Raw genomic sequence first — 26,690 nt, forward strand, 5'->3', positions numbered from 1 at the left:
CTGACCGTCGGCCTCGCCGCGCTCGTGTGCGGCGGACTGCTCGGCTGGGGCGTGTACGCGGCCACGGGCGGCACGGACGACAAGGGCGCGCAGGCCGAGGGCTCCCCCTCGGCCGCGCCCCGTACGCCGTCGCCCGCCGCCTCCTCCCCCGAAGGCGGCGGCGCCTCGCCGTCCCCCGGGGGCGAGGGGTCCCCCGCCTCGCGGACGCCCTCCGCGTCCGCGCCCGCCGCGGGCGGGCCGCTCAAGGGCAAGGTGGTCGTCATCGACCCCGGGCACAACCCGACGAACGTCGAGCACACCGCCGAGATCAACCGGCAGGTGGACGTCGGCACGCACCGCAAGGAGTGCGACACCACCGGCACGTCCACCAACGACGGGTACGCGGAGGCGGAGTTCACCCTGGACGTCGCCCACCGGATGCGCGCCGTCCTGGAGAAGCAGGGCGCGACGGTGAAGCTGACGCAGGACGGCGACCGCCCGTTCGGGCCGTGCGTGGACGAGCGGGCCCGGATCGGCAACGCGGCGAAGGCCGACGCGGTCGTCTCGATCCACGCGGACGGCTCCGGCGCCGGCAACCGCGGCTTCCACGTGATCCTGCCCGGCTCGGTGAACGCCGGTGAGGCGGACACCCGTGCCATCGTCGCGCCCTCGCGTGAACTCGGGGAGCGCATCGCGGGCAACTTCGTACGCGTCACGGGCAGCGCGCCGTCCAACTACACCGGCGGCGGCACCGGTCTCGTCACGCGGAAGGACCTGGGCGGTCTCAATCTGTCAACGGTTCCGAAGGTGTTCATCGAGTGCGGGAACATGCGCGATAGCAAGGACGCGGCGCTGCTGACCAGCGGCGCCTGGCGGCAGAAAGCGGCGCAAGGGATTTCCGAGGGAATCGTGAGTTTCCTGCGCGGGTAGGGATCAGCGCGCTGATCCGGGCGGACAGCCCGATCCGGCGGACGATAGTGTCGTCCGTACGATCAGGGGCCACCCCCGCGCTTCGCACCGGACCCCACGGGGGCCGACACGGTGACAGCGACGCCTCTTCCGACGACGAGACGACCTACGAAGGACCTGAAGTGAATATCCGCTCCCTCACTCGAGGCGACGGCGTGGTGATCGGAGCAGCGGTATTGCTGTTCATCGCGTCGTTCCTCGATCTGTACTCGATCGAAGGCGCCCCGGACAGCGCGGAGATTCCCAGCCTGTGGGCAAGCGGTCCGGTGCTGCTGGGCGTCGTTCTCGCGGGCCTCGTCGCCGCCGCTCTCATCGTGGTCGCCCGGGGTCTGCCGCAGGCGCCGAAGGTCGCGGGTCTGGAACTGGCGCCGTTCGGTGTGGCGTTCGCGGTGTTCGCCGCGTGGAGCGCGCTGGGCAACGTCTTCGACCCGGCGGGCGGCGCCGACAACTTCGACGGCGCCGGTGACGGCCCCGACGCGGGCCTCGGTCTGATTCTCGCCCTCGTCGCCACGCTGGTGATGGCGGCGGCCGCCGTGGCCACGCCGCTGGTGCCGGCGCTCAAGGGCGGGCTGATCCCGGCCGCCCGTCCCGCCGCCCCGCAGCAGCCGTACGGCGCGCAGCCGCCCGCCGGTTACGGCTACCCGGGCGCCCAGCAGGCGTCCTTCGGCGGCGGCCAGCCGGGCCAGCCGTACGGCGGTCAGCCGCAGCAGGGCCAGCCGGCCGCGCCGCCCGCGCCGGACTTCTCGCCGTTCTGGTTCGCGGTGCCGGTGCCGCGTCCGCTGTTCCCGGAGGACGGCTCGCCGACGCCGATCGCCGAACTCGCCCCGGGCACCTGGTACCTGGCGGTGGAGCAGCGCGGTCAGGCGCTGGTCGCGCAGACGCAGGACGGCCGCCGCGGCGTCCTCCAGGACACGTCGGGCATCCAGCGCGGCTGAGCCACGGCCCCGTCGTCGACGGCCCCTCGCCCCTCCCGGGCGGGGGGCCGTTCGCGTGCGGCCCGCGAACGCGGCTGGTTTCAAGCGGGTTTTCGGGGCCAGACGGACACCATGTCCCCTCGATATCGCTCTGGTTCCACCTCCGCGGGGACGGTCATCGCGGTGATCGCGGACGTCATGGCCGTCATCCTCGGACTGTGGATCGTGATGTACCTGCTGGACGCCAACCGGGCCAACGACCTGGTGCGGTTCGTCCATGACGCGGCCAACTGGCTGGCCGCGTGGTCCCGTGATCTGTTCACCTTCGACGAGGAGTGGGCGCGGGTCGTCTTCGGCTACGGACTCGCCGCCGTCGTCTACCTCTTCATCGGCCACGCCGTAGCCGGCCGCCTCCGCCGCCACTGACCCGCCCCCGGACACGTGATCCGGGGGTTCGGGCCGGTCAGGCGTCCGGGCAGCAGGCCGGGTCCATGCCCTTCGGGAGCTGCTCGCCGCCGAAGACCGCGCAGGTCGGCTCGTGGCCGCCGAGGGCGGCTACGGCCAGCAGGAGCGAACCGGCCGTCCAGGTGGTCAGTTCGCGCGGCCATACGGCGTCGTCGTCGAAGACGTAACCCGTCCAGTACAGGCCGCTCTCCGCGTCGCGCAGGTGCTGGATGGACTGGAGCACCTCCAGCGCGCGGTCGGACTCGCCCGTCGCCCAGAGCGCCAGGGCGAGTTCGGCGGACTCGCCGCCGGTCACCCACGGGTTGGGCACCACGCAGCGCACCCCGAGGCCGGGCACCACGAACCGCTCCCAGCCCGCGTCGATGCGCTCCCTGGCCTCGGCGCCGGTCAGCGCGCCGCCGAGCACCGGGTAGTACCAGTCCATGGAGTAGCGGTCCTTGTCCAGGAACCGCTCGGGGTGACGGCGGATGGCGTGCCGCAGCGCGCCCACGGCCAGCTCCCAGCCGGGCTGGGGCTCCTCCCGCTGCTCGGCGATGGCGAGCGCGCAGCGCAGGGCGTGGTGCACGGAGGAGGAGCCGGTGAGCAGCGCGTCCGTGGCGGGCGTGCCGTCGTCGTCGCGCCGCCAGCCGATCTGGCCGCCGGGCTGCTGGAGTTCGAGGACGAACTCCACGGCCGCGCACACGGCGGGCCACATGCGGTCCAGGAAGGTGTCGTCGCCGGTGGCCAGGTAGTGGTGCCAGACGCCGACCGCGATGTAGGCGACGAAGTTGGTCTCCCGGCCCCGGTCGGTGACGTCGTCCGGGTCCCCGTCGGCGTAGGCCGCGTACCAGGAGCCGTCGGGGAGCTGGTGCCGGGCCAGCCACAGGTAGGCCCGCTCGGCGGCCTCGTGCTCGCCCGCCGTGTCCAGCGCCATCGCGGCCTCGACGTGGTCCCACGGGTCGAGGTGGTGGCCCCGGAACCAGGGGATGGCGCCGTCCTCCCGCTGCACGGCCAGGATGCCGGCGACGGTCCGCGCCGCCTCCTCGGCCGTCAGCACGCCCGTGAGGACGAGGTGTTCGGAGCGGGGGATGCGGGGGTCGCCGGCCGGCCGGGCGGTCGTCACGTGGCGTCCGCCTGGGCGCGCGGCAGGTGCGGCTTGGTCGCGTAGGCCACGAAGCTCTTGCCGATCACCGGGTTCAGCGCCCGCTCGGCGACCCGGGTGGCCAGCGGCTTCTTCATGATGTCCCAGACCAGCAGCTTGTGGTACGCCCGCACGGGCAGCGCCTTGTCGTTGTCGACGCCGAACGCGCACTTGAGCCACCAGTACGGCGAGTGCAGGGCGTGGGCGTGGTGGGTGCCGTAGGGGCGCAGGCCCGCCTCGCGGATCCGGGCGAGGAGTTCGTCCGCCTTGTAGATGCGGATGTGGCCGCCCTCGACCTCGTGGTAGGCGTCGGACAGCGTCCAGCACACCTTCTCCGGGCCGTAGCGCGGCACGGTGATGGCGATCCGGCCGCCGGGCTTGAGGACGCGCACCATCTCGGCGAGGACGCCCTTGTCGTCGGGGATGTGTTCCATCACCTCGGAGATGATGACGACGTCGAAGGACTCGTCGGGGAAGGGCAGGGCGAGGGCGTCGCCCTCCATGGCGGTGGCGGTGGCCCCGGCGGGCGCCTCCCCGGCCTCCTTCATCGCCGCGAACCACTTGGCGACCTCGCGGATCTCCTCGCCGTTCCGGTCCAGCGCGACGACCTGGGCGCCGCGCCGGTAGCACTCGAAGGCGTGCCGTCCGGCGCCGCAGCCGAGGTCCAGGACGCGGTCGCCCGGGGCGAGCGGGAACCGGGAGAAGTCGACGGTCAGCACGTGGCCCTGCTTTCACGGTCGGAGGTGTCGGCGGCGGGCACGGACACGGCGGCGGCCGGGTCCGTGGGGGTGTCGGAAGCGGCGGGGGCCGCGGGCGCCGAGGGACCGACGGCCCCGGTCGCGGCCCGCACACCGGTGCGGGCGGCGGCGCCCGTGTCCCGGCCCGCGCCCGCCCTGGCCATCGCCTCGCGGTAGCGGGCCACCGTGCCCTGCGCCGCACGCGCCCAGGTGAAGCGGGCCAGCACCCGCTCCCGTCCGGCCGCCCCGAGCCGGGCGCGCAGTTCCGCGTCGCCGAGCAGCCGGGTCAGCGCGGCGGCCAGGGCGCCCGCGTCGCCGGGCGGTACGGCGAGACACGTCTCGCCGTCCGGGCCGGCCACCTCGGGGATCGCCCCGCCGGTGGTGGCGACCAGCGGGGTGCCCGTGGCCATGGCCTCGGCGGCCGGGAGGGAGAAGCCCTCGTAGAGCGACGGCACGCAGGCGACCTGCGCGGAGCGCACCAGGTCGACGAGTTCGGCGTCGGAGATGCCCTTGACGAACTCGACGGCGCCTTCGAGGCCGTAGCGCTCGATCGCCTGGGCGACGGGCCCCTCGGCCGGGCGCTTGCCGACCACGACGAGGTGGGCGTCGGGCTGTTCGGCGCGCACCTTGGCGAGCGCCTCGACGAGGTGGACCAGGCCCTTCAGCGGCACGTCGGCGCTGGAGGTGGTGACGATCCGGCCCGGGACGACGGCGACGGACGGGTCCGGGGAGAACAGGTCGGTGTCGGCGCCGATGTGGACGACGTGGATGCGGTCGGGCCGTACGCCGAGGTCCTCGACGATCTCCGCGCGGGAGCTGCCGGAGACGGTGAGCACGGACGGCAGCCGGCGGGCGACGCGCTTCTGCATGCGGGTGAAGGCGTACCAGCGGCGCACCGACATGCGGCGCTGCCAGTCGGCGGCGGCGTCCAGTTCGAGGCGGCGGTCGACGGTGATGGGGTGGTGGATCGTGGTCACCAGGGGCGCGCCGAGGTCGCCGAGCAGGCCGTAGCCGAGGGTCTGGTTGTCGTGGACGACGTCGAAGTCGCCGCGGCGGGCGCGCAGATGGCGGCGGGCGCGCAGCGAGAAGGTCAGCGGCTCGGGGAAGCCGCCGGTCCACATGGTGCCGACCTCGAGGGCGTCGATCCAGTCGCGGTACTCGTCGCGCTTCGGGGTGCGGAAGGGGTCCGGCTGACGGTAGAGGTCCAGGCTCGGCAGCTCGGTGAGGACCGGTCCGTCGTGGATCTCGTCGAGCACCGGGTAGGGCTGGGCGCCGATGACCTCGACGCGGTGGCCGAGCCGGGCCAGTTCGCGGGAGAGGTGGCGCACGTAGACGCCCTGGCCGCCGCAGAACGGGTTTCCCTTGTAGGTGAGGAGCGCGATGCGGAGCGGTCGCGAGCCGTCGGATGCGGGGCCTGCCGAGGGCCCGGCCTGACTGGCCTCAGCGGTCACTCTGGGACCCCCTTCTGCCTGCACTGTCCCGCGACAGTACGTCGGGACGCCGATCTAGAACAAGTTGCAGAGTTGATCGTTCGGAGGATCCGAATCTACCGGCAGGTAAGAACGTCGGCAGCGGTGGATCAGGTGATTCACGCCACGGCGGACGCCGTGCCATGCTGTCCGATCATCGCCCCTCACCGACTGTCACGGACGGGACCCATGCCCGCGGATGCCCACAGGACCAAGGCGGCGCCGGACGCCGGGCGCGCCGAGCCGGCCTCCCCGCTCACCGAGCGGCAGGAGGCCCGCCGGCGGCGCATCCTCCAGGCGTGCGCGCGGCTGGCGTCGCGGGGGGGTTTCGACGCGGTGCAGATGCGCGAGGTCGCGGAGTCCTCGCAGGTGGCGCTGGGCACGCTGTACCGGTACTTCCCGTCGAAGATCCACCTTCTGGTCGCCACGATGCAGGACCAGCTGGAGCATCTGCACGCGACGCTGCGGAAGAAGCCGCCGGCCGGCGAGACGGCGGCGGAGCGGGTCGCCGGGACGCTGATGCGGGCGTTCCGCGCGCTCCAGCGCGACCCGCTGCTGGCCGATGCGATGATGCGGGCGCTGACCTTCGCGGACCGCGGGGTGAGCGCGGAGGTGGAGCAGGTGTTCCGGCGCACGACGGCGATCATCCTGGACGCGACGGACCTGGCGGACCCGACGCCCGAGCAGCTGTCGGCGGTGCGGGTGATCGGGCACACCTGGCACTCGACGCTGATCACCTGGCTGTCCGGACGTGCCTCGATCGAGCAGGTCGGCGAGGACATCGACACGGTGTGCCGGCTGATCGACCTGACGGTGCCGCCGCCCGGGCGGGACTGACGGAGCGTTCACGGAACCGTCCGGGTGACCCCGGTCACCTCCCGCGTCCGTGCCGCTCCCCGCGCAGGTGACCGCCCCGGACGCCCGTTCTACGGGCGGGTACAGTGGCCGGGTCGTATCACAGTCGTACGGGGGGAAGCCGGTGCGAATCCGGCGCTGACCCGCAACCGTGAGCCGTCGGGGAGACGGTGAGCCGGACTGCCCCGTACGGATCGTGACCGGCTCACGTGCCCGGCATCCCGCCGGCGCACGGGCACCGTCGAGGTATACGGAGCCGAGCCGCCGGGGTGTCCCGCGCTGCCCGGCCCTCTTCAGGGAGAGGCACCCGCCCGTCATGAACGTCCGCCGCAGCGCAGCGGTGCTGGCCGCCGTCGCCGTCCTCGGCGCCGCCGCACCGGCCGCAGCCGACCCGTCCCCGTCGCCGACCCCGCAGGCACTGCCGTCCGCGCTGTACGGGGACGCCGACCCGCAGTACGACGGGGTGTGGCGCCAGTCGCTCGCCCTGCTCGCCCAGCACGCCGCCGGCGTCGAGCCGCCGAAGGCCGCCGTCGGCTGGCTGGCCGGCCAGCAGTGCGCCGACGGCTCCTTCGCGCCGTTCCGCGCCGACCCGTCCGCCGCGTGCGACGCGAAGACCATGGTGGACACCAACCAGACCGCCGCCGCCGTGCAGGCGCTCGCCGCGCTCGGCGGGCACGACGCCGTCACGGAGAAGGCCGTCGGCTGGCTGAAGTCCGTGCAGAACAGGGACGGCGGCTGGGGTTACACCGCGGGCGGCGCCAGCGACACCAACTCCACGTCCGTGGTCGTCGGCGCGCTCGCCGCCGCCGGTGAGCGGCCGGGCGAGGTGAGGAAGGGCGGCAAGTCCCCCTACGACGCGCTGCTCGGCCTGGAGCTGCCCTGCACCGGCAAGGGCGCGGGCGCGTTCGCGTTCCAGCCGGAGAAGGACGGCTCGCTGACCGCCAACGCGGACGCGACCGCGGCGGGCGTGCTCGGCGCGCTCGGCCAGGGTCTGCTGGCCGAGCCCGGCAAGGGCGAGGGCGGCGCGGCCAACTCCTGCGTCAAGGCGACCACCCCGGAGCAGGCCGCCGCCAACGGCGCCGCCCACCTGGCCGGCGCGCTCGCCGCGACGGGGCACCTGCTCGCCGCCACGCCCGGCGGCGAGGAGCAGCCCGACGTCGGCAACACCGCCGACGCGGTGGTCGCGCTCGCCGCGCAGGGAGATGTGACGCAGGCGAAGAAGTCGTACGCATGGCTGGAGAAGAACGCCGCCGGCTGGGCCGCGCAGAGCGGGCCCGCCGCCTACGCGCAGCTGATCCTCGCCGCGCACGCGACCGGCGCGGACCCGCGCGACTTCGGCGGCACGGACCTGGTGAAGCAGCTCCAGGCCGCCGGCCCGGCCGCCCCGGAGAAGACCACGAAGGCGGCGGAGAGCGCCGAGGAGGAGAAGGACGAGTCCTCGCCGTTCGGCGTGTGGTGGTTCGTCGGCGTGTGCCTGGTCGCGGGCATCGGCATCGGCTTCCTGATCAGCAACCGCACCAAGAGGCAGCAGCCGTGATCCGCCGCGCCGCCGTGCTGTTCCTGGCCGCGCTGCTGCCCGTGCTGGCGGGCGCCGGCCAGGCGGGAGCCGCCGGGTACCGCTACTGGTCCTTCTGGGAGCGGGACGGCTCGGCGTGGACGTACGCCACCGTGGGTCCGTCGCTGGCGCGGCCCGCGGACGGCGACGTCCAGGGCTTCCGCTTCTCGGTCAGCGAGGACTCCGGCGACGCCGCCAAGCCACGCGGCACCGCCGACTTCGACGCGATCTGCGCGGACACGCCCGCGAAGGACGGCACGAAGCGGGTGGCGCTGGTGCTCGACTTCGGCACGCCCGCCGACGCCCCGTCCGGGGAGCGGCCCCCGGCCGGCCGCACGGCCTGCGCGCGGGTGGCCGAGGACGCCACGACGGCGGAGGCCCTCGCCTCGGTCGCCAAGCCGCTGCGCTACGACAGCAACGCCCTGCTGTGCGCCATCGCGGGCTATCCGGCGAAGGGCTGCGGCGAGCAGGTGGCCACCGGCGGCAGGACATCGGACGGAGAGACGTCCGCGTCCGGCACGGAGCGGACCGGCACGGAGACCGGCGCGCAGGACGACGGCGGCTCCGGGCCGTCCGTGGGGCTGATCGGGGGCGCGGCGGTGATCGTCGTGCTGGGCGCCGCCGCCCTCTGGCAGGTCCGCCGCCGTGCGTGAGTCCCGCGGCTCCGGGCGTCCGGGCCTCGCCCCGCCGCGCCCGGAGCGGGGGACACCGCCCGCCGGCGGCCCCGTGCCGTATGCGCGCCGCGCCGCCCGGCTGCACCCCGGGGCCTGGTGGCTGTGGGCGCTCGCGCTGGGCACCGCGGCCACCCGCACCACCAACCCGCTGCTGCTCGCCCTGCTGATCACCGTCTCCGGGTACGTGGTGGCCGTCCGCCGCCCGCACACGCCGTGGGCCCTCTCCTACGGCGCGTTCGTGAAGCTCGCCGCCGCCGTGCTGCTGCTGCGCCTCGCCTTCGCGGTGGTCCTCGGCTCCCCCATCCCCGGCACCCACACCCTGTTCACGCTGCCCGAGGTGCCGCTGCCCGACTGGGCGCAGGGCATCCGCCTGGGCGGCCGGGTCACCGCCGAGGGCCTGGCCTTCGCCCTGTACGACGCGCTGCGGCTGGCCGCGCTGCTGATCTGCGTGGGCGCCGCGAACGCCCTGGCCAGCCCGTCCCGCCTGCTGAAGTCGCTGCCCGGCGCCCTGTACGAGCTGGGAGTGGCCGTGGTGGTGGCGCTGACCTTCGCGCCGAACCTCATCGCCGACGTGCGCAGGCTGCGCGCCGCCCGCCGGCTGCGCGGGCGCCCCGACAAGGGCGTGCGCGGTCTGGTGCAGGTCGGGCTTCCGGTCCTCGAAGGCGCACTGGAGCGCTCGGTGTCCCTGGCCGCCGCGATGGACGCACGCGGGTACGGCCGTACCGCCGAGGTGCCGCCCGCCGTGCGGCGCACCACGGCCGCCCTCACGCTCGGCGGGCTGCTGGGCGTGTGCGCGGGCACGTACGGGCTGCTCACCGCCGCGGGCGGCGGTTACGGACTGCCCGTGCTGCTCGCCGGGGTGGCGTCGGCGCTGGCCGGCCTGTGGCTGGGCGGGCGGCGCACCCTGCGCACCCGCTACCGCCCGGACCCGTGGGACGCCCGCGCCTGGCTGGTCACCGCGTCCGGCGTGGCCGTGGCGGCGCTCCTGACCCTGGCCGGCTCGCTGGACCCCGGGGCGCTGCGTCCCGGTGTGGTCCCGCTGGAGCCGCCCACCCTGCCCCTGTGGCCGGCGGCGGCCGTGCTGATCGGCCTGTTGCCCGCCTTCGTCACCCCCGCCCCCGAGGCGGTCCGCGACACCCGCGAGGAGCCGACGCCGTGATCCGCTTCGAGAACGTGTCGGTGACCTACGACGGCGCGGCCGAACCCGCCGTGCGGGAGGTCGACTTCGAGGTCCCTGAGGGTGAACTGGTGCTGCTGGTGGGCCCGTCCGGCGTCGGCAAGTCGACGGTGCTGGGCGCGGTGAGCGGGCTGGTCCCGCACTTCACCGGCGGCACCCTGCACGGCAGGGTCACCGTCGCGGGCCGCGACACCCGCACCCACAAGCCGCGCGAACTCGCCGACGTGGTGGGGACGGTGGGCCAGGACCCGCTGTCGCACTTCGTGACGGACACCGTGGAGGACGAACTCGCCTACGGCATGGAGTCGCTGGGCCTCGCGCCCGAGGTGATGCGCCGCCGGGTGGAGGAGACCCTGGACCTGCTGGGCCTGGCCGGCCTGCGGGACCGGCACATCTCCACGCTGTCCGGCGGGCAGCGGCAGCGGGTGGCCATCGGCTCGGTGCTCACCCCGCACCCGAAGGTGCTGGTCCTGGACGAGCCGACGTCCGCCCTGGACCCCGCGGCAGCCGAGGAGGTGCTGGCCGTCCTCCAGCGCCTGGTCCACGACCTCGGTACGACGGTCCTGATGGCCGAGCACCGCCTGGAGCGGGTCGTGCAGTACGCCGACCAGGTCGCGCTGCTGCCGGGCGCCGGCGAGCGCCTCCGGCTGGGGAGCCCGGCGGAGGTGATGGCGGTGTCCCCCGTCTGCCCGCCGGTGGTCGGGCTGGGCCGCCTGGCCGGCTGGTCCCCGCTGCCCCTGACGGTGCGCGACGCCCGCCGCCGGGCGGCCCCGCTGCGGGAACGCCTGGAGGGCCGGCGCCCCGGGCGGGACACCGCGCCGCCGCCGGCCGCTCCCCCGGTCAAACGCCGCTTCGGGCGGGTGAAGAAGGAGAACGCCGGCACGCCTGAGCCGGTGGCGGAGGTGCGCTCCCTCGCCGTCCGCCGTGACCGCGTGCGGGCGCTGACCCATGTGGACCTCACCGTCCTCCCCGGGGAGACGGTCGCGCTCATGGGCCGCAACGGCGCCGGCAAGTCGACGCTGCTCTCCGCGCTGGTCGGTCTCGTCGCCCCGTCCTCCGGGTCGGTCCGCACCGGCGGCGCCGTCCCGCACCGCACCCGCCCCCGCGACCTGGTCCGCAAGGCCGGCCTGGTCCCGCAGGAGCCCCGGGACCTGCTGTACGCGGACACGGTCGCGGCGGAGTGCGCGGCGGCCGACCGGGACGCGGAGGCGGAGCCCGGCACGTGCCGCGCGCTGCTCGACCAGCTGCTGCCGTCCGTGGCCGACGACACGCACCCCCGCGACCTGTCCGAGGGACAGCGGCTCACCCTCGCCCTCGCGGTGGTGCTGACCGCCCGGCCGCCCCTGCTGCTGCTCGACGAGCCGACCCGCGGCCTGGACTACGCGGCGAAGGCCCGGCTGACGGCGATCCTGCGCGGGCTGGCCGCCGAGGGCCACGCCATCGTCATGGCCACGCACGACGTGGAGCTGGCGGCGGAGCTGGCGCACCGGGTGGTGCTTCTCGCCGAGGGCGAGGTGATCGCGGACGGCCCGTCGGCGGAGGTGGTGGTGGCGTCCCCCTCGTTCGCCCCGCAGGTGGCGAAGATCCTCGCGCCGCAGCCCTGGCTCACGGTCGCCCAGGTGAAGGAGGCGCTGGAGCGATGAGCGCGCCGACCCCCGCACGGCCCGCGGACCGCCAGGCCCGCGCCCTGCGTCTGGGCCCCCGTACCTGGCTGGCGCTCGCCCTGGTGAGCGCGGTGGGCGCGGCCGGTTTCGGCTGGCCGTTCCTCGCCCCGCCCGACGCGGCGGTGAACGCGCACGAGGGCGACGCCCCCTGGCTGTTCGCCGGACTGCTGGTGCTGCTGGTCGCCGTGGTGGCGGCGGCCCTGTCGGAGTCGGCCCTGGGCGCGAAGGCCGTGGCGATGCTCGGTGTGCTCGCGGCGGCGGGCGCGGCCCTGCGGCCCGTCGGCGCGGGCACGGCAGGACTGGAGCCCATGTTCTTCCTGATGGTGCTCAGCGGCCGGGTCCTCGGCCCGGGTTTCGGCTTCGCCCTGGGCTCGGTCACGATGTTCGCGTCCGCGCTGCTCACCGGCGGGGTGGGCCCGTGGCTGCCGTTCCAGATGCTGGCGATGGGCTGGTTCACGATGGGCGCGGGCTTCCTGCCCGGCCCGGACCGGCTGCGGGGCCGTCTCGAGGTGGGGATGCTCGCCGTGTACGGCTTCCTGGCGGCCTTCGCCTACGGCACAGTGATGAACCTGGCGGGCTGGACCTTCATGAGCTCGCTGGCCTCGAACATCGCCTTCGACGGCGACGACCCGGTCTCCGCCAACCTGGCCCGCTTCGTCGCGTACTGCCTGGCCACCTCCCTGGGCTGGGACCTGGGGCGGGCCGTGATCACGGTGGTGCTGACGCTCACCGTCGGCACGACCGTGCTGCGGGCGCTGCGCCGCGCCACGCGCAGGGCGGCCTTCGAGGCCCCGGTCACATTCGGCGACGCCCCTCGGTAGGCGCGCGTATGCGTGCTGTGGGCGAGGTGGTGAAGCACCCCACATGACCCGGGTCACATACGAAGAAGGGTCGTACGCGGGCCCCTCCACCACTTCCCACGAACATCCACCAAACCGGATGTTACGGACATGAGGCGACAGGCACCTCCGACCATCGGTAGTAAAAGGGACCTTTGCGGGCAATCCCGGGATTTGTTTCTGTGGAGCAGTCGCCAGGCGCCGACGTCCCCCACGGGTCGCGGCGCCGCCGTATGCCCCGCCTCACGGCAGGGCGCGCGACTCCCCTGCTTCCGACCGAAAGGCCGCCTGTGTCCGCCGTTTCCCTCCTCCGCTCCGTCGCCACCCCGAAGAAGGCCCTCGCCGGTGCCGCGCTGACGGCCGCCACGTGCGGCACGCTGATCGCCGCCGCGCCCGCGCAGGCCGCGACCACGGCGGCCCCCACGTCCGCCTCCTCGGCCCAGGCGACCGCGAAGAAGATGATCGGCAACTCGGCCGAGTTCCAGTGCTTCTCGAACATCGTGTCGCACGAGAGCGGCTGGAACCCGCAGGCCACCAACGCCTCCAGCGGCGCCTACGGCCTGGTCCAGGCGCTGCCGGCCTCCAAGATGGCCTCGGCGGGATCCGACTGGAAGACCAACCCGGCCACTCAGATCAAGTGGGGCCTGGACTACATGAAGGACCGCTACGGCAGCGCCTGTGACGCCTGGTCCTTCTGGCAGGCCAACAACTGGTACTGAGCGTCACCCCTGATACCGAAGGCGGCGGCCCCCCGATCCCCGGGGCCGCCGCTTTCGCCTGTCCCCGCCCGGACGATGTCAGCCCAGGATCAGCGGCAGCCGCGCGGTGAGGCCGCCCAGCGCGGCCGTCTCGTCGGCGGTGGGCGTGCGCCGGCCCGTGCCGAGCAGCAGGGCGTCCGTGTCGGACAGTTCCGCGGGGAACGGGGCGCCCGCGATCCGCTCCAGCGCGGTGCGGGCGGAGGCCAGCGTCCCGGCCGGGGGCCTCGGGGCGGACGGCAGACGGGCGACGAGGTCCAGGTGGTGCAGCGTCCATTCGAGGACGTACGCCGTGAGGTAGTCGCCGGCGGTCAGCACCTTGTCCTTGGTGCTCACGAGGGCGGCGGGGTCGGCGAGTCCGGCCGCCCGCCCGGCCGCGGAACCCACGTCGTCCAGGTGGAACTTCAGCAGCGCGGGGTCCCCGTAGGCGGCGGCCAGCCGCGGGACGAGCGCGTCCAGCGGGTCGTCGCCGGTGGGCGGACCGACGAGGTCCCAGTACGTCGTCGCGTCCGCCGTGGGCGCGGTGTCTGCGGGTGTGACGAGCGTGATGAGGACGTCCTGCGCGTCGACGACGAGATGGCAGACGAGGTCCCGCACCAGCCAGCCCCGGCAGCCGGACGGCCGGTCGAAGTCCTCGCCGGGAGTTGCGGCCACGGCGGCGAGCAGCGCGTTCCAGCTGCGGGTGAAGTCACCGGTCGTGATGTCGCGTGCCATGCCCCGGATCCTAGGTGTTTCAGATCTCCCCCGCGGCTCGCAGCCACGCCGTGAAGTCCTCGATCAGCGCGGGCGGGTTGGCGGCCCGGGTGGCGTGCGCCTCCCAGCCGGGGCGGGCCATGTCGAAGACGACGACCGGCAGCGGGCGGCCGAGGACGCGCTCGATCACCCCGTCGGCGTGCAGATGCCGGGATAGGTCGATCACGGCGTCGCAGAAGTGCGCGCGCAGCAGTGCGGCGCGGGCGGCCACGTCCTCGTCGTCCAGCAGCCGGTCCAGGTCGAACTCCCCGTCGTACCAGACGCCGAGGCTCCGCACCTCCTCCTCGTACACCCGGCTGCCGACCGGGTCCTCGGGGACGTTGCCGAGCGTCTCGAAGCCTTCGAGCAGCCAGTAGGCGTAGTTCCAGCGGGCCTCGCCGTCGTCGTCCGGGTCGCGCTCCCGCTCGTACTGCGTCTCGGTGTTGTAGCCGACGGCCACGTACGGGCGGCGGTCGTCGTCGTCCACCCGCCAGACGCGGAAGGACAAGGCGTAGATCTCGGGCCTGAGTTCGGCGGGGAAGCGTTCGAGGACGCCGACGGCCGCGCTGCGCAGATGGGCGAGGAAGGTCTCCGGTCGTTCCGTCATCCGGGGAGCATCCCATCCGTCAACGACAGACGACGGGCCCCCCTTGAGGAGTGAACGCCGGGACCGAGTATGACGTCCTCATGATCGTGCCCTCTGCCGACCTCACCCTGCTCCGGCGGCCCGGCCCGGCCCCGGAACGCGGGCGGACCGTCCGTTCCTTCTGCCGGCGTCGTCGCGTGCCGCTCCTGGCCGTGTCGGCCGTGCTGCCGCTGTACGCGCTGTGGTGGGCGGTGCTGGCCACCGGCGGCGGCGACCTCGCCGCCCAGGACGCGTGGGCGGATTTCGCGGGGCGGCACGGCTCGTCGGCGTACAACCTGTTCTGGTACGGCGGCATGCACACCGCCAACTACAGCCTGATATCCCCGTACCTGATGGCGGCCGTCGGGGTGCGGGCGCTCACCGTGGCGTCCGGGCTGGCCGCCACCTGGATCGCGGCGGTGCTGGTCGAGCGGGCGCTGCCGCGCCGGCCGGTCGCGCCCGCGCTGCTCGCCGCGCTCGGCCTGTGGGGCAACGTGGCCTCGGGGCGCACCACGTTCGCCCTGGGGATCGCCTTCGGGCTCGCCGCGTGTCTGTACCTCACCGATCCGCGCCTCACCGAGCAGAAACGTCTCGTCCTCACCGGCGCCTACGCCGCCCTCGCCACCATGGCGTCCCCGGTCGCGGGGCTGTTCCTCGCGGTCGTCGGGGCGGGCCACGTCCTGGTGCGGCGGCCGGGTCCCGCGGTCGCCCTGCTGCTGCCGCCCGCGCTGGTGGTCGGGGCGACCAGTCTCCTCTTCCCCTTCCACGGGGAGCAGTTGATGCCGGCGGGCCGGATATGGACTCCCGCGGTCCTCGGGATCGCTGTCGCGGTGCTGTCCCCGCCGTCCTGGCGGGTGGCGCGGTGGAGCGGCGCCTTGTACGCGGCCGGGACCGTGCTGGTGTTCCTGATCCCCTCCCCCATCGGCACGAACCTCGAGCGGTTCGCCGAGTACGCCGCCCCCGTCGCCCTGCTGGTGGCCCTGCTCGCGCAGCCGCGGCTGCGGGCGGTGCGGCGCGGCCTGCTGGTGGCCGCGCTGGTGTTCTCGGTGGGGTGGACCGGCAAGAAGACCGTCGACGACCTGAAGGTGTCGACGACCGTCCCGGCCTGGGCGGCGCAGACGGAGGGGGTCGTACGCGCCCTGGAGTCGTTGGGCGCCGGCCGGACGCGGGTGGAGGCGGTGCCCGCCCGCAACCACCGGGAGGCGGTGGCGCTCGCCCCGCACGTCCACCTCGCGCGGGGCTGGAACCGACAGCTCGACATGGAGCGGGCCCGGCTGTTCTACGACGGGTCGTTCTCCGCCGCGACGTACCGGGCGTGGCTGGACCGGTGGGCGGTCGGGTTCGTGGTGCTGCACGACGGGAAGCCCGACGGGTACGCCGAGGAGGAGGCGCGGCTGGTGCGGGAGCGGCGGCCCGACTGGCTGGTGCCGGTGTGGCGGGACGCGCACTGGGAGGTGTTCCGGGTCCGGGACGCGGTGCCGCTGGTGTCCGCGCCGGGGTCGGTGGTGCGGACCTCCGGCGCGGAGCTGGTGCTGCGGGTGGCGCGGCCCGGGACGGTGACCGTGCGGATCGCGTACTCGCCGTGGCTGCGGGTGGACGGCGGCGGGTGCCTGTCCCGCGCGGGCGAGTTCACCCGGCTCACCGTGTCCGCGCCCGGCGAGTACCGGATCAGCTCGGAGTACGGTCCTTCTCCGGCGCGGGCGGAGAGCTGCTGACCCCCTTCGCGTCCTTGCCGTCCTTCGTGTCATTCGCGTCAGCCGCGTCCTTCGCGTCCCGCTCCCTGTCCTCGGCCGCCGCCGTGACCGTGCGGGCGCGGGGGCCCTGGAGCAGGTAGGTCAGGCCGAACCCGGCGCCGACGACGACCGCGCCGCCGACCGCGTCCAGGATCCAGTGGTTGCCGGTCGCGACGATCGCGGCGGCCGTGAACAGCGGGTGCAGCAGCCCGAGGGCCTTCATCCACATCCGGGGCGCGATGATCGCGATGACCAGGCCGCACCACAGGGACCAGCCGAAGTGCAGCGAGGGCATCGCCGCGTACTGGTTGGTGAGCGCGGTCAGCGTGCCGTAGTCGGGCTTGGAGAAGTCCTGCACGCCGTGGACGGTGTCGATGATGCCGAGGCCCGGCATCAGGCGCGGCGGGGCCAACGGGTACAGCCAGAAGCCGACCAGGGCGAGCAGGGTGGCGAAGCCGAGGGCGGAGCGCGCCCAGCGGTAGTGGACGGGGCGGCGCCAGTAGAGCAGGCCGAGCACGGTCAGCGGCACCACGAAGTGGAACGACGTGTAGTAGAAGTCGAAGAACTGCCGCAGCCAGTCCACCTTCACCACGGCGTGGTTGACCGCGTGCTCGATGTCCAGGTGGAGGACGCGCTCCAGGTCGAGGATCTGCTCGCCGTGCTCCTCGGCGCGGGCGCGGCCCGCCGAGTTGCTGCCGCCGGTCGCGGCGAGGCGCACCTTGGCGTATCCGGCGTAGGTGACGCGGATGAGCAGCAGCTCCAGCAGCAGGTTCGGCCGGATCAGCACCCGCCGCAGGAACGGCAGCAGCGGCACGAACGCGAACCGGGCCGGCACGGGCGGGGCGTACGGCGTGGGCACCGGGTCGCGGAAGTACGGCGAGGTACGGCCGAGGAACGGCACGGCGGTGGCGGCGGCCAGCGCGGCGAGCAGCACCACGTTGTCGCGCAGCGGGTGCAGGAACGCCATGTTGGGCAGCATCATCTTGGCCGGCAGCGTCATCACCAGGACGACGGCGACGGGCCACACCAGCCGGTCGCGGGCGCGGGTGCCGACCCGGCCGACGACGGTGAGCAGCACCCACAGCAGCTGGTGCTGCCAGGCGGTCGGGGACACCGCTATGGCGGCGCACCCGGTGATGCCGACGGCGAGGAGCAGCTGGCCGTCGCGCGCGTAATGGACGGCGCGCCGCAGCCCGAGGGTGACCACGGCGGCGCCCAGCAGCAGGAACAGGGCGATCTCCAGCGGCCCCGCGAGGCCGAGCCGGAGCAGCGCGCCGTGCAGGGACTGGTTGGCGAGGGCGTCGGCGGGGCCGCCCAGGCCGACGCCCGCCAGGTGGTGCACCCAGTAGGCGGCGGAGTCCTGCGGCATGGCGGCCCAGGCGAGCGCGGTGGCCGAGGCGAAGGTGACGGCCGTCGCGGTGGCGGCCTGGCGGCGGCCGGTGAGCCACAGCAGCGGCGCGAAGAGCAGCAGGGTCGGCTGGAGGGCCGCCGCGACCCCGACGAGGACGCCGCCGGCCCGCTGTCCGTGGACGACGAAACAGCCGAGCAGGACGAGCAGCACCGGGATGACACTGGTCTGGCCGAGCCAGAGGGTGTTGCGCACCGGCAGGGACACCATGAGCAGGCTGACCGCGACGGGAGCAGCGAGCAGCGCGGTGCGCCGGCCGACCGGCTGGGGCAGCGCGCGGGCGGCGATCAGCGCCAGCGCCACCACCAGCAGCAGGGTGCCGAAGGTCCAGCCCCAGCCGAGGGTCTGTTCGGCCGACCGGGTCAGGGGTTTGAGGACCAGCCCGCCGAACGGCGTGCCGGTGAACTCGGTGGAGTCGTAGAGGGAGCCGCTGACGTGCAGCACGCCCTCGGGGCCCACCCAGGTCTCCAGGTCGGTCAGGCGTTCACCGCTCGGGGTGGTGAGGACGAGGGCGACCTGGCGCACCGCGAGGACGGCGGCGAGCAGCCACAGTCCGAGGCGGGCCGCCCGCAGCCGCGCCCGGGTGCCGCCCACCGCCGTCGCGCCGAACGTCTCGGCCGGTCGCCCACTGTGTTCCGCATTCGCCACGCCTCGTCGGCCTCCCGCCCCGTTTTCGCCCCGCGCGTCCCGTGCGGGGGTGGTGCCGTGCGCGGCCCGGCGGGCGCGCACCCCTCGGTCAGGACGCAGGACACCGCCGCTTCACCTGACGGCCCTCTCTCTTTTGTCCGGATGACGATAGTCCGGACGGGATGCGGTTGCCTCAGGGCGACGCGAGAAGGATCACAACCGGCCACCCCCGGCGGAGATCGCCGGGGCCGCGACATGCCTGCGCACACCGCATTTCCGTGCCGTATGCATCGATCCCCGTACCGTACGTAACGGGGGAAACGCCGCCTATCGTCGCTGGCTTGGCCCGCCCGACAGCGCCGCCGCGCGGACCCGTCCCTGTTCCCGACGAAAGGCAGGCGAGCGAAGTCTTGTCGACTGCTCAGGTCGCCCCTCACTCCGTCGCCCCCGGTCCCGCCGGCGCTCCCGCTCCCGGCACGGCCGGCGCGGCACAGGCACCCGACCCCGCCCTCGGTCCCCCGACGGTCACCGACCCCGCGCTGGTCAGGCGCGCCGTGAAGGCGGCCGCGCTCGGCAACGCCATGGAATGGTTCGACTTCGGTGTCTACAGCTACATCGCCGTCACCCTGGGCAAGGTCTTCTTCCCCACGGGCAACGCCACCGCCCAGCTGCTGTCCACGTTCGGCGCCTTCGCCGCGGCCTTCCTGGTCCGCCCGCTCGGCGGCATGGTCTTCGGCCCGCTCGGCGACCGCGTGGGCCGGCAGAAGGTCCTCGCCCTCACGATGATCATGATGGCCGCGGGCACCTTCGCCATCGGCCTGATCCCCTCCTACGCCGCGATCGGCGTCGGAGCCCCGATCCTGCTGCTGGCGGCGCGCCTGGTGCAGGGCTTCTCCACCGGCGGCGAGTACGCCGGCGCGTCCACCTTCATCGCCGAGTACGCCCCCGACAAGCGGCGCGGCTTCCTCGGCAGCTGGCTGGAGTTCGGCACCCTCGCCGGCTACATCGGCGGCGCGGGCCTGGTCACCCTGATGACGGCGCTGCTGTCCACGGACGACCTGCTCTCCTGGGGCTGGCGCGTCCCGTTCCTGATCGCGGGCCCGATGGGCATCATCGGCCTCTACCTGCGGATGCGGCTGGAGGAGACCCCCGCCTTCGCCGCCGAGGTCGCCAAGGCCGAGACCGAGCGCCCGAAGGTGCCGCTGCGCGAGATGGTCACCGGCCAGTGGCGCGCCCTGCTGCTGTGCGTGGGCCTGGTGCTGGTCTTCAACGTCACCGACTACATGCTGCTGTCGTACATGCCGAGCTACCTCACCAGCGAGCTGGGCTACGACGCCACGCACGGCCTGGTCGTCGTGCTCGGCGTGATGGTGCTGATGATGGTCGTGCAGCCGTTCGCGGGCGCGCTGACCGACCGGGTGGGCCGCCGCCCGGTGATGGCGGCCGGCTGCGCCGGCTTCCTCGCGCTGTCCGTGCCGGCGCTGCTGCTGATCCGCGACGGCGGGCTGCTCGCGGTCGCCGCCGGCATGGGCGCGCTCGGCCTGCTGCTGGTGTGCTTCACCGCCGCCATGCCGGCCGCGCTGCCCGCGCTGTTCCCCACCCGGGTCCGCTACGGCTCGCTGTCGATCGGCTTCAACGTCTCGGTGTCCCTGTTCGGCGGCACCACCCCGCTGGTGGTCACCGCCCTGATCGGCGTGACCGGCAACGTGATGATGCCCGCCTACTACATGATGGCGGCCGCCGTGATCGGCGGGTTCGCGGTGTGGCGCATGGCCGAGTCGGCGGGCCGCCCGCTGCCCGGCTCGCCCCCGTCGCTGGAGCCCGGGACGCACGGCGCCCACCCCGGGACACGCCCCGGGACACGCCCCGGGGCACGCCTGGAAAAGGTCTGACGGCCCCGGGCCGCGCCCCGTACCTTCGAGCCGATCCGGCCGGGCAGGTCCGGCCGGCCCGGCGGAAGGCACACCCGTATGAGCGAGGCGCGGCTCTGGCACACGGTGGACGACTACTTCACCGAGCGGCTCCTGGGCGACGACGAGGCCCTGGCGGCGGCGCTGCGCGAGAGCGAGGCCGCCGGACTCCCGCCCATCGCCGTCTCGCCCCTCCAGGGCAAGCTGCTCCAGCTCCTCGCCCGGCTCCAGGGCGCCCGGCGCGTCCTGGAGATCGGCACGCTCGGCGGCTACAGCACCATCTGGCTGGGCCGCGCGCTGCCCGCCGACGGGCGGCTGGTCACCCTGGAGTACGACCCCCGGCACGCCGAGGTCGCGGTCCGCAACCTCGCCCGCGCCGGTCTCGCCGAGCGGGTGGAGGTGCGGGTCGGCCCGGCGCTGGAGTCGCTGCCGAAGCTCGCGGACGAGCAGCCGCCGCCGTTCGACCTGGTGTTCATCGACGCCGACAAGGCGAACAACCCGCACTACGTCGAGTGGGCGCTGCGCCTGACGGCCGCGGGCAGTCTGATCGTCCTCGACAACGTGGTGCGCGGCGGCCGGGTCGCCGACTCCGGGAACACCGACCCGGACGTGGTGGGCACCCGCACCGCCCTGGAGATGTTCGGCACCCACCCGCGGCTCGACGCCACGGCGGTCCAGACGGTCGGGGCGAAGGACCACGACGGGTTCGCGCTGGCGCGCGTGGTGTCCTGAGCGGACGGGCGGGCGCGAGGGGCCCCGGGAGGGCTCACACCTCGTGGTAGAAGCCCACGTTGACGCTGCGCGGGGCGGTGCGGTCCTGGATCACGATCTCGCCGCTGCCGCCCCGGGGCAGCGGCACGGTCCCGCCGTACGCGAGCGGCTGGGCGTACTCCCCGACGGTCAGCCGCACCTCCGACGACGGCTCCGGCAGCGAGCCGCGCAGCCAGGTCAGATGCCAGCCGCCGTCCTGCGCGCACTGGAACTCCAGATGCACCCGGGACACGAACAGCCAGTCGTCCGGCGTCACCAGACGGCACAGGGACGTGTCCCGGCCCACCCGCAGCACGGTGCCCGGCTCGCTGGGCGCGTCGGCCATGAGCATCCCGGCCGTGGCGCCCGCTTCCGCCGCGGACACCGCGGCCATGGTGAGTTCGAGCACGTGCGCTCCTCCTGAAGAGGTCCTGGGGGCGGAACGGCCGGATCGGCCGCCCGCCGCCAGATGATAAAACGCCCGGCCGTACCGCGTCCGGCACAATGGGGTCATGACCGAGCGGAAGCCACCCGGCGTCGACTTCGAGAGCTGGGTCGACAAGCAGATCCGCGATGCCGACGCGCGCGGGGAGTTCCAGCGGCTCGAGGGCGCGGGCCGCCCGTTGCCGCCCGAGGTGGAGAACACCTACGACGAACTGTGGTGGGTCAAGCGGAAGATGGCCCGCGAGGGCATGTCGGTGCTGCCGCCGACGCTGGCCCTGCGCAAGGAGGCCGAGGACGCGCTGGAGGCGGCCCTCGCGGCCCCCTCGGAGCGGGTGGTGCGGAAGATCCTCGCGGAGATCAACGCGAAGATCAGCGACATGATGTTCAAGCCGCCGCCCGGCCCCCCGCTGGGCAAGAAGCCGTACGACGTCGAGGACGTCGTACGCCGGTGGCGGGAGCGCCGGGCGGCGTCGGGCGGACGTGACGGACAGGGCTGACCTGGCGAACGAGACGCACCGGGCGGCTCAGACGCTCAGCAGGCGCTCCGCCAGTTCGCGGTAGTCCCGCAGCGCGAGCCGCAGTTGCTCGGTGTCGGCGGCCGGGGCGGCGTCGCCCTTGCCGGGGTCGCCGGACGCGGGCGTCTTCCAGTTCCGCGCGAGGCCGCGGCGGCGCTCGGTGAGCGCGTCGGTCAGCCGCTCGGTGATCTCGCGCAGGACGAGGTCGGCCTCCTCCACGGCGTCCCGCGGCCGGTCCACGAACCCGGCGACGGCCTGCCGCAGTTGCGCGGAGAGACGGTCGCAGGTGTCCTCGGCGAGGAGGCGGGGCTCGGACCCGGGGCGGCCGTGGTGTGCGGACGTGCCGGAGATGGTGGCGTGGTCGCCCGTGCCGTGGGCGGGGGTGCCGGTGCCGTGCGGGTCGGCACCGGTGTCGTCGGCGGTGTCGGCGCCGGTGTGCGGGTGCGCCGCGACCGGCGGGCTCCCGGTGCCGGCGGAGCCGGTCCCCGGGCCGCTGCCGGAACCGTGCCCGGTGTCCGTGCCCGCACGGCCGGGGGAGGTTCCGGTCCTGCGGCCGGCCTGCGTCGTGTGGTCGAGCGTGGCCGTCTCGTGGGCGGGGTCCGCGGAGGCGGGACCGGCCGGCGGCGCGTCCGTGCCGGCCGGGCCGTTCGGGATCCAGGTGTCCTCGGTGTGACGGGGTGCCTCGGGCATGACGATCAGCTCTCCTTCGCCTGGCGGCGGTGCAGCAGCGACGGGGTGCGGTGACCGTCGCGGCGGGCGGCGGGGGTGTCCGTGCGGTCGCCGTGCGCGCCACGGTGTCCGCCGTCGTGCCGCGACGGCCGGACCAGCTCCTCGAACAGCGCGCGCGCCTCGACCATCGCCTCGCGCATCTCCTCCGTGCCGGCGGCGCCGTCGTGCGCGCCGTCCGGGTGGGTCTGCGCGACGCGGTGCACGCGGCGGTAGCCCTCGACGTGGTGGGCGTGGTGCACGGACAGCGCCGCGACCTGCTCCTCGTACTGCCCGCCGGCCGGGAAGCCCCGGGTGCCGGCGAGTTCGGCGATCAGGCGGTCCGCCTCGGCGACCGCCTCACGCGGCGCGTCGACGAACCGCTCCTGGGCGGCCGTCCAGCGCGCCTCGTAGCGCTCGCGCTCGGCCGGCTCCAACGGCCGTACCTGGAGGGAGCCGTGGCGCTCCACGCGCGCGGACAGCTCCCGCTCGGCGGCCTTGGTGTCCCCGTCGTGCCGGGCGACGGCACGCTCGTACTCGGGGCCGAAGCGCCGCTTGAGGCTCGCGCCGTGTCGCGGGCCGCGTGCGCGCAGGGTCAGGACGGCCGCGACGGCGACAACGACCGCGACAATCACGATCAACGCAATGATCAGGCCAGTGGACATGGATGCCTTCCGGGGGTTCTCGTCCCAACCGGCACTCCTCGCGAGCCGGTTCGCCCTCACGGGTTGCCCGTTGCACCGCGCACAAACTGCACGGCACAGACGGCGGGGCCCGCGTCCCTCGCCCGCCGGGCCGCGTCCGGGCGCCCAATTCGCTTGCGCCGAGGGCCGGCAGGGGGCCGAGAATGCCGCCATGACCTGGACCGTCGCCCCGGAACCACCCGGCTCGCCCGCCGCCCTCGCGCTCTGGCGCGCGTACTACACGGAGGTCAGCGACCGCTGGTACCTGCTGCACGCGAGGCGCCGGACCGACCCGGACGAGCTGGAGCGGGAGATCGCCGCGCGGTCGGGCGCGGACCTCGCCCCGCCGCGCGGGCTGCTGCTGATCGCGCGGTACGGGGGCGAGCCCGCGGGCAGCGCCGGGATCAGGCTGTCACCGGACGGCACGGCCGCCGAGCTGACCCGGGTGTTCCTGTACGCGCGGATGCGCGGCCGGGGCGGCGCGGCACTGCTGGTCGGGGCCGCGGAGGAGGCGGCGCGGGCCCGAGGCGCCCGCCGGATGATCCTGGACACGCGCGGCGACCTGGTGGAGGCGCGCGCCCTCTACGCCCGCCTCGGGTACGCCGAGACCGAGCCGCACAACGACGACCCGTACGCCGAGCACTGGTTCGCCAAGCGGCTGGTCTGAGGCCGGGTACCGCCGTTGCCGCCCGTGTGTCAGCTCGCCGGGGCCCCCGCGCGGGCGGACTGGGGGCGTTCGCCGCGGGAGCCGCACAGCTCGTCGTTGAGTTCGTGCACGAGCTGCACCAGGTCGGTCGGGCGGTCCGGCCCCCACCAGTCGCCCAGCAGCTCGGCCAGGGACTCCTCGCGCGCCCGCGCCAGCCGTTCGCTCGCCTCGCGGCCCTCGTCGGTGAGGACCATGTCCACGCCCCGGCGCACGGCGAGGTGCCGGCTCTCGACCTGCCGGGTGGCCTCCAGGACGACGTCCAGCGGCACGGGGTTGCGCTCGGCGAGCCGGGCCGGTTCCACCGAGCCGTGGCGGCGGATCCGCAGCAGCAGCCAGCTGGACGCGGGCAGCAGGTCGTAGCCCGCGCGGTCGGTGATCTTCCGGTAGATCTCCCGGCGCCCCTCGCGGGTGCCGAGCACCGACAGGGCGCGGCACACCTCGTCGTGCGAGGAGCGTTCCACCGGGTTGGGGGCCAGCGTCTCGGAGGCGTCGGGCGCGGTGACGGAGGCGCGCAGCGGGTCCTCCTTGAGGAACCAGGCCAGCGCGAAGCCCAGCAGCGCGACCGGCACGGCGTACAGGAAGACGTCGGTGATGGCCGTGGAGTACGCGTCGAGCGCGGCGGGGCGCAACGGGGGCGGCAGGGCGCCGATGCCGCGCGGGTCGGCCTCCAGCGCCTCGGGCGAGACGCCGGACGGCAGGTCCACGCCCCGGAAGGCCGCGCTGAGCTGGTCGCCGAGCCGGCCGGCGAAGATCGCGCCGAACACGGCGACGCCGAACGAGGCGCCGATGGACCGGAAGAAGGTCGCCCCGGAGGTGGCGACGCCGAGGTCCTCGTAGGGGACGGCGTTCTGCACGATCAGCACCAGGACCTGCATGACCAGGCCGAGACCGAGGCCGAAGACGAAGAAGAACGCGCTCATCACCGCGGTGGAGCTCTGCGTGTCGAGCTGGTGGAGCAGCAGCAGTCCGACGGCGGTGACGGCGGTGCCCGCGACCGGGAACACCTTCCAGCGGCCGGTGCGGCTGACGATCTGTCCGGAGCCGGTGGAGGACAGCAGCATGCCGGCCACCATCGGCAGCATGTGGACCCCGGAGAGGGTCGGGCTGATGCCGTGCACCACCTGGAGGAAGGTCGGCAGATAGGTCAGCGCGCCGAACATCGCGAAGCCGACGATGAAGCTGATCACGGCGGACAGGGTGAACGTCCGCACGCGGAACAGCTTCAGCGGCAGCACCGGTTCGGCGGCCCGGCGCTCCACCGCCACGAACGCGACGATCAGCACGGCGCCCAGCACCGCGAGCCCGACGATCTGCCACGACGCCCAGGGCCAGGTGGTGCCGCCGAGGGAGGCGACCAGGACCAGGCAGGTGGCGACGGAGGCGATGAGCAGGGTGCCGAGGTAGTCGATCACATGCTTGGTCGACCGGCGGGGGATGTGCAGCACGGTGGCGATGACGGCGAGCGCGACGATCCCGACGGGCACGTTGACGTAGAACACCCAGCGCCAGCTCAGATGCTGGGTGAACAGGCCGCCGAGCAGCGGCCCGAGCACACTGGTCGCGCCGAACACCGCCCCGAACAGGCCCTGGTAGCGGCCGCGTTCACGGGGCGGCACCAGGTCGCCGACGATCGCCATCGACAGCACGATCAGCCCGCCGCCGCCCAGGCCCTGGAGCGCGCGGAAGCCGATCAGCTGGGGCATGTCCTGAGCGGCCCCGCACAGGGCGGAGCCGACGAGGAAGATGACGATGGCGGTCTGGAAGAGGCGCTTACGGCCGTACTGGTCGCCGAGCTTGCCCCACAGCGGGGTCGCGGCCGTGGACGCCAGCAGATAGGCGGTGACCACCCAGGACAGGTGCTCCAGGCCGCCCAGGTCGCTGACGATGGTCGGCAGGGCGGTGGAGACGATCGTCTGGTCGAGGGCGGCCAGCAGCAGGCCGAGCAGCAGCGCGCCGATCGACAGCACCACGCTGCCCGACACCTGGTCCGGGCGTCCCGTGTCCGGCGCCGAACGGTGAGCGTCCCCGGCCATGCGGACCTCCAGAGGTTCTCGTATCACCCTCCATCGTGATCGGAGTGCCCGGGTATGGCCTGTTGAGTCCGCGCGGAACTTCGCATTCCGGGGGCGCGCGAACAAGAGTGTGAAGAAGATCTGCATAATCTCTGGAGTTCGCGAGGGGAGGGATCACGCGTGGACCAGCCGAACGGGCACCCGTGCCCGGAATGCGGTGCGCCCAGGCACGCCGACAACACGCCGTCGTGCGTCTGCACCCGCCGCGCCGCCGACGCCCTCCGCGACGCCCGCACGGCCGAGGCCGCCGCGGCGGAGGACTTCGACCCGCTGCGGATCCGCCCGTACGTCGAGTTGAGCGGCACTACGCCGGACGGGTCGCCTGAGGCAACGGCCCCGCGGCCGCGGTCGGCGGACGACGGCGACACGGGCGGCTCCCCCGAGGCGACGACGACCACCAAGACGGTACGGCCCGACACCGGGAAGCCCGGCGGAGTGAGGACGCCTGAGCCGGCGAACGCGGGCGGGGCGACGGACACCGGGACGCCCCGTACCGACGGCGGGGCGACCGGCGCGAGCGCCGCGCACGCCGGCGTGCACGGCGAGGACGCGACGCCTTACCCGGCAGCCGCGCCCGGAGCGGGCGCGTCGGCCGGCGCGGGTGGGTC

General features: G+C 74.4%; 25 protein-coding genes, 1 pseudogene and 1 riboswitch. Of the genes and pseudogenes, 16 read left to right on the top strand and 10 right to left on the bottom strand.

What is annotated here, in order from left to right; all coding sequences use genetic code 11:
- The 3 genes from CCN29_RS19810 to CCN29_RS19820 form a co-directional block, all read left to right on the top strand.
- The coding region (locus CCN29_RS19810) for an N-acetylmuramoyl-L-alanine amidase (RefSeq protein ID WP_442538418.1) at positions 1–909 on the top strand (909 nt) is incomplete at its 5' end.
- Between the two features lie 161 nt (positions 910–1,070).
- Positions 1,071–1,883, top strand: a complete 813-nt coding sequence (locus CCN29_RS19815) for a DUF5336 domain-containing protein (RefSeq protein ID WP_039986029.1) — start codon at positions 1,071–1,073, stop codon at positions 1,881–1,883.
- 111 nt (positions 1,884–1,994) lie between these two features.
- Positions 1,995–2,288, top strand: a complete 294-nt coding sequence (locus CCN29_RS19820; protein ID WP_006129937.1) for a hypothetical protein — start codon at positions 1,995–1,997, stop codon at positions 2,286–2,288.
- 37 nt (positions 2,289–2,325) lie between these two features.
- Here the strand turns inward: CCN29_RS19820 and CCN29_RS19825 are convergent, their stop codons facing one another.
- Genes CCN29_RS19825 through CCN29_RS19835 form a run of 3 tightly spaced genes read right to left on the bottom strand, consistent with a single transcriptional unit; the run spans position 2,326 to position 5,635 of the window.
- Positions 2,326–3,429 carry a prenyltransferase gene (locus tag CCN29_RS19825; protein ID WP_051803188.1) on the bottom strand — a complete coding sequence of 368 codons (1,104 nt, stop codon included), beginning with the start codon at positions 3,427–3,429 and terminating at the stop codon, positions 2,326–2,328.
- Complete coding sequence (locus CCN29_RS19830) at positions 3,426–4,166, bottom strand: class I SAM-dependent methyltransferase (protein WP_006129939.1); 741 nt, start codon at positions 4,164–4,166, stop codon at positions 3,426–3,428. Before CCN29_RS19830 ends, CCN29_RS19825 begins: the two co-directional genes overlap by 4 nt.
- A complete protein-coding gene (locus CCN29_RS19835; RefSeq protein ID WP_006129940.1) occupies positions 4,160–5,635 on the bottom strand; it encodes a glycosyltransferase family 4 protein in 1,476 nt (491 codons plus the stop codon). Before CCN29_RS19835 ends, CCN29_RS19830 begins: the two co-directional genes overlap by 7 nt.
- A gap of 207 nt (positions 5,636–5,842) precedes the next feature.
- Between CCN29_RS19835 and CCN29_RS19840 the strand changes: the two genes are divergently transcribed.
- The 7 genes from CCN29_RS19840 to CCN29_RS19870 all read left to right on the top strand — a co-directional run bounded on the left by CCN29_RS19840 (position 5,843) and on the right by CCN29_RS19870 (position 13,136).
- The gene (locus CCN29_RS19840) at positions 5,843–6,490 is read left to right on the top strand and encodes a TetR family transcriptional regulator (protein ID WP_086683466.1); all 648 of its coding nucleotides are present in this window, start codon (positions 5,843–5,845) and stop codon (positions 6,488–6,490) included.
- Between the two features lie 134 nt (positions 6,491–6,624).
- Positions 6,625–6,677: riboswitch (cobalamin riboswitch) on the top strand.
- 147 nt (positions 6,678–6,824) lie between these two features.
- Entirely contained in the window at positions 6,825–8,045 is a 1,221-nt protein-coding gene (locus tag CCN29_RS19845) for an SCO2321 family membrane protein (RefSeq protein ID WP_086683469.1), read from the top strand.
- The gene (locus tag CCN29_RS19850; RefSeq protein WP_006129943.1) at positions 8,042–8,716 is read left to right on the top strand and encodes an SCO2322 family protein; all 675 of its coding nucleotides are present in this window, start codon (positions 8,042–8,044) and stop codon (positions 8,714–8,716) included. The genes CCN29_RS19845 and CCN29_RS19850 overlap by 4 nt, the downstream gene beginning before the upstream one ends.
- Positions 8,709–9,896, top strand: a complete 1,188-nt coding sequence (locus tag CCN29_RS19855) for an energy-coupling factor transporter transmembrane component T (protein ID WP_031018621.1) — start codon at positions 8,709–8,711, stop codon at positions 9,894–9,896. Before CCN29_RS19850 ends, CCN29_RS19855 begins: the two co-directional genes overlap by 8 nt.
- Positions 9,893–11,557 (top strand): ABC transporter ATP-binding protein, encoded by a 1,665-nt coding sequence (locus tag CCN29_RS19860; protein WP_086683472.1) that lies wholly within the window; start codon positions 9,893–9,895, stop codon positions 11,555–11,557. Before CCN29_RS19855 ends, CCN29_RS19860 begins: the two co-directional genes overlap by 4 nt.
- The gene (locus CCN29_RS19865) at positions 11,554–12,399 is read left to right on the top strand and encodes an ECF transporter S component (protein WP_006129946.1); all 846 of its coding nucleotides are present in this window, start codon (positions 11,554–11,556) and stop codon (positions 12,397–12,399) included. The genes CCN29_RS19860 and CCN29_RS19865 overlap by 4 nt, the downstream gene beginning before the upstream one ends.
- A gap of 308 nt (positions 12,400–12,707) precedes the next feature.
- Positions 12,708–13,136, top strand: a complete 429-nt coding sequence (locus tag CCN29_RS19870; protein WP_006129947.1) for an aggregation-promoting factor C-terminal-like domain-containing protein — start codon at positions 12,708–12,710, stop codon at positions 13,134–13,136.
- Between the two features lie 78 nt (positions 13,137–13,214).
- Here CCN29_RS19870 and CCN29_RS19875 read toward each other — a convergent pair whose 3' ends face one another.
- Together CCN29_RS19875 and CCN29_RS36025 are read right to left on the bottom strand one after the other, a co-directional pair.
- The gene (locus CCN29_RS19875; protein ID WP_006129948.1) at positions 13,215–13,886 is read right to left on the bottom strand and encodes a maleylpyruvate isomerase N-terminal domain-containing protein; all 672 of its coding nucleotides are present in this window, start codon (positions 13,884–13,886) and stop codon (positions 13,215–13,217) included.
- A gap of 19 nt (positions 13,887–13,905) precedes the next feature.
- Positions 13,906–14,511, bottom strand: coding sequence for a hypothetical protein (locus CCN29_RS36025; protein ID WP_442538419.1), 606 nt, complete (start codon positions 14,509–14,511; stop codon positions 13,906–13,908).
- An 80-nt stretch (positions 14,512–14,591) separates the two neighbouring features.
- On the opposite strand from CCN29_RS36025, the gene CCN29_RS19885 reads away from it, so the two are divergent.
- Complete coding sequence (locus tag CCN29_RS19885; protein WP_031059864.1) at positions 14,592–16,244, top strand: DUF8823 domain-containing protein; 1,653 nt, start codon at positions 14,592–14,594, stop codon at positions 16,242–16,244.
- Here the strand turns inward: CCN29_RS19885 and CCN29_RS19890 are convergent.
- On the bottom strand, positions 16,198–18,318 hold the full coding sequence (locus tag CCN29_RS19890) for a bifunctional glycosyltransferase 87/phosphatase PAP2 family protein (RefSeq protein ID WP_031018631.1): 2,121 nt from the start codon (positions 18,316–18,318) through the stop codon (positions 16,198–16,200). The genes CCN29_RS19885 and CCN29_RS19890 overlap by 47 nt on opposite strands.
- A gap of 389 nt (positions 18,319–18,707) precedes the next feature.
- Here CCN29_RS19890 and CCN29_RS19895 point away from each other — a divergent pair, with 389 nt between their 5' ends.
- Together CCN29_RS19895 and CCN29_RS19900 are read left to right on the top strand one after the other, a co-directional pair.
- Entirely contained in the window at positions 18,708–20,189 is a 1,482-nt protein-coding gene (locus CCN29_RS19895; protein WP_051791753.1) for an MFS transporter, read from the top strand.
- 78 nt (positions 20,190–20,267) lie between these two features.
- A complete protein-coding gene (locus CCN29_RS19900) occupies positions 20,268–20,939 on the top strand; it encodes an O-methyltransferase (RefSeq protein WP_086683476.1) in 672 nt (223 codons plus the stop codon).
- 34 nt (positions 20,940–20,973) lie between these two features.
- On the opposite strand, the gene CCN29_RS19905 is transcribed toward CCN29_RS19900, so the two are convergent.
- Complete coding sequence (locus CCN29_RS19905) at positions 20,974–21,366, bottom strand: FHA domain-containing protein (RefSeq protein WP_006129959.1); 393 nt, start codon at positions 21,364–21,366, stop codon at positions 20,974–20,976.
- Positions 21,367–21,469: 103 nt separating this feature from the next.
- Here CCN29_RS19905 and CCN29_RS19910 point away from each other — a divergent pair, with 103 nt between their 5' ends.
- Positions 21,470–21,898, top strand: a complete 429-nt coding sequence (locus tag CCN29_RS19910; protein ID WP_006129960.1) for a DnaJ family domain-containing protein — start codon at positions 21,470–21,472, stop codon at positions 21,896–21,898.
- Positions 21,899–21,925: 27 nt separating this feature from the next.
- On the opposite strand, the gene CCN29_RS19915 is transcribed toward CCN29_RS19910, so the two are convergent.
- Positions 21,926–22,606 (bottom strand): hypothetical protein, encoded by a 681-nt coding sequence (locus tag CCN29_RS19915; protein WP_086683479.1) that lies wholly within the window; start codon positions 22,604–22,606, stop codon positions 21,926–21,928.
- A gap of 5 nt (positions 22,607–22,611) precedes the next feature.
- Positions 22,612–23,286 carry a hypothetical protein gene (locus CCN29_RS19920; protein ID WP_031018638.1) on the bottom strand — a complete coding sequence of 225 codons (675 nt, stop codon included), beginning with the start codon at positions 23,284–23,286 and terminating at the stop codon, positions 22,612–22,614.
- Positions 23,287–23,476: 190 nt separating this feature from the next.
- Here CCN29_RS19920 and CCN29_RS19925 point away from each other — a divergent pair, with 190 nt between their 5' ends.
- Complete coding sequence (locus CCN29_RS19925) at positions 23,477–23,971, top strand: GNAT family N-acetyltransferase (protein WP_031018642.1); 495 nt, start codon at positions 23,477–23,479, stop codon at positions 23,969–23,971.
- A gap of 29 nt (positions 23,972–24,000) precedes the next feature.
- Here the strand turns inward: CCN29_RS19925 and CCN29_RS19930 are convergent, their stop codons facing one another.
- A complete protein-coding gene (locus CCN29_RS19930) occupies positions 24,001–26,043 on the bottom strand; it encodes an MDR family MFS transporter (protein ID WP_086683483.1) in 2,043 nt (680 codons plus the stop codon).
- 159 nt (positions 26,044–26,202) lie between these two features.
- On the opposite strand from CCN29_RS19930, the pseudogene CCN29_RS36030 reads away from it, so the two are divergent.
- Positions 26,203–26,690, top strand: a pseudogene (locus tag CCN29_RS36030) (peptidoglycan-binding domain-containing protein); the annotation flags it as partial.

Origin of the sequence: Streptomyces pseudogriseolus, assembly GCA_002154585.1 — a bacterium.
GTDB lineage: Bacteria > Actinomycetota > Actinomycetes > Streptomycetales > Streptomycetaceae > Streptomyces > Streptomyces pseudogriseolus.

Excerpts from the sequence above, each read along its gene's own strand:
- CCN29_RS19865 (WP_006129946.1), top strand. The coding sequence starts at position 11,554 with ATGAGCGCGCCGACCCCCGCACGGCCCGCGGACCGCCAGGCCCGCGCC.
- CCN29_RS19820 (WP_006129937.1), top strand. The coding sequence starts at position 1,995 with ATGTCCCCTCGATATCGCTCTGGTTCCACCTCCGCGGGGACGGTCATC.
- CCN29_RS19925 (WP_031018642.1), top strand. The coding sequence starts at position 23,477 with ATGACCTGGACCGTCGCCCCGGAACCACCCGGCTCGCCCGCCGCCCTC.
- CCN29_RS19875 (WP_006129948.1), bottom strand. The coding sequence starts at position 13,886 with ATGGCACGCGACATCACGACCGGTGACTTCACCCGCAGCTGGAACGCG.
- CCN29_RS19930 (WP_086683483.1), bottom strand. The coding sequence starts at position 26,043 with ATGGCCGGGGACGCTCACCGTTCGGCGCCGGACACGGGACGCCCGGAC.
- CCN29_RS19915 (WP_086683479.1), bottom strand. The coding sequence starts at position 22,606 with ATGCCCGAGGCACCCCGTCACACCGAGGACACCTGGATCCCGAACGGC.
- CCN29_RS19885 (WP_031059864.1), top strand. The coding sequence starts at position 14,592 with ATGATCGTGCCCTCTGCCGACCTCACCCTGCTCCGGCGGCCCGGCCCG.
- CCN29_RS19910 (WP_006129960.1), top strand. The coding sequence starts at position 21,470 with ATGACCGAGCGGAAGCCACCCGGCGTCGACTTCGAGAGCTGGGTCGAC.
- CCN29_RS19845 (WP_086683469.1), top strand. The coding sequence starts at position 6,825 with ATGAACGTCCGCCGCAGCGCAGCGGTGCTGGCCGCCGTCGCCGTCCTC.
- CCN29_RS19840 (WP_086683466.1), top strand. The coding sequence starts at position 5,843 with ATGCCCGCGGATGCCCACAGGACCAAGGCGGCGCCGGACGCCGGGCGC.
- CCN29_RS19920 (WP_031018638.1), bottom strand. The coding sequence starts at position 23,286 with ATGTCCACTGGCCTGATCATTGCGTTGATCGTGATTGTCGCGGTCGTT.
- CCN29_RS19900 (WP_086683476.1), top strand. The coding sequence starts at position 20,268 with ATGAGCGAGGCGCGGCTCTGGCACACGGTGGACGACTACTTCACCGAG.
- CCN29_RS36025 (WP_442538419.1), bottom strand. The coding sequence starts at position 14,511 with ATGACGGAACGACCGGAGACCTTCCTCGCCCATCTGCGCAGCGCGGCC.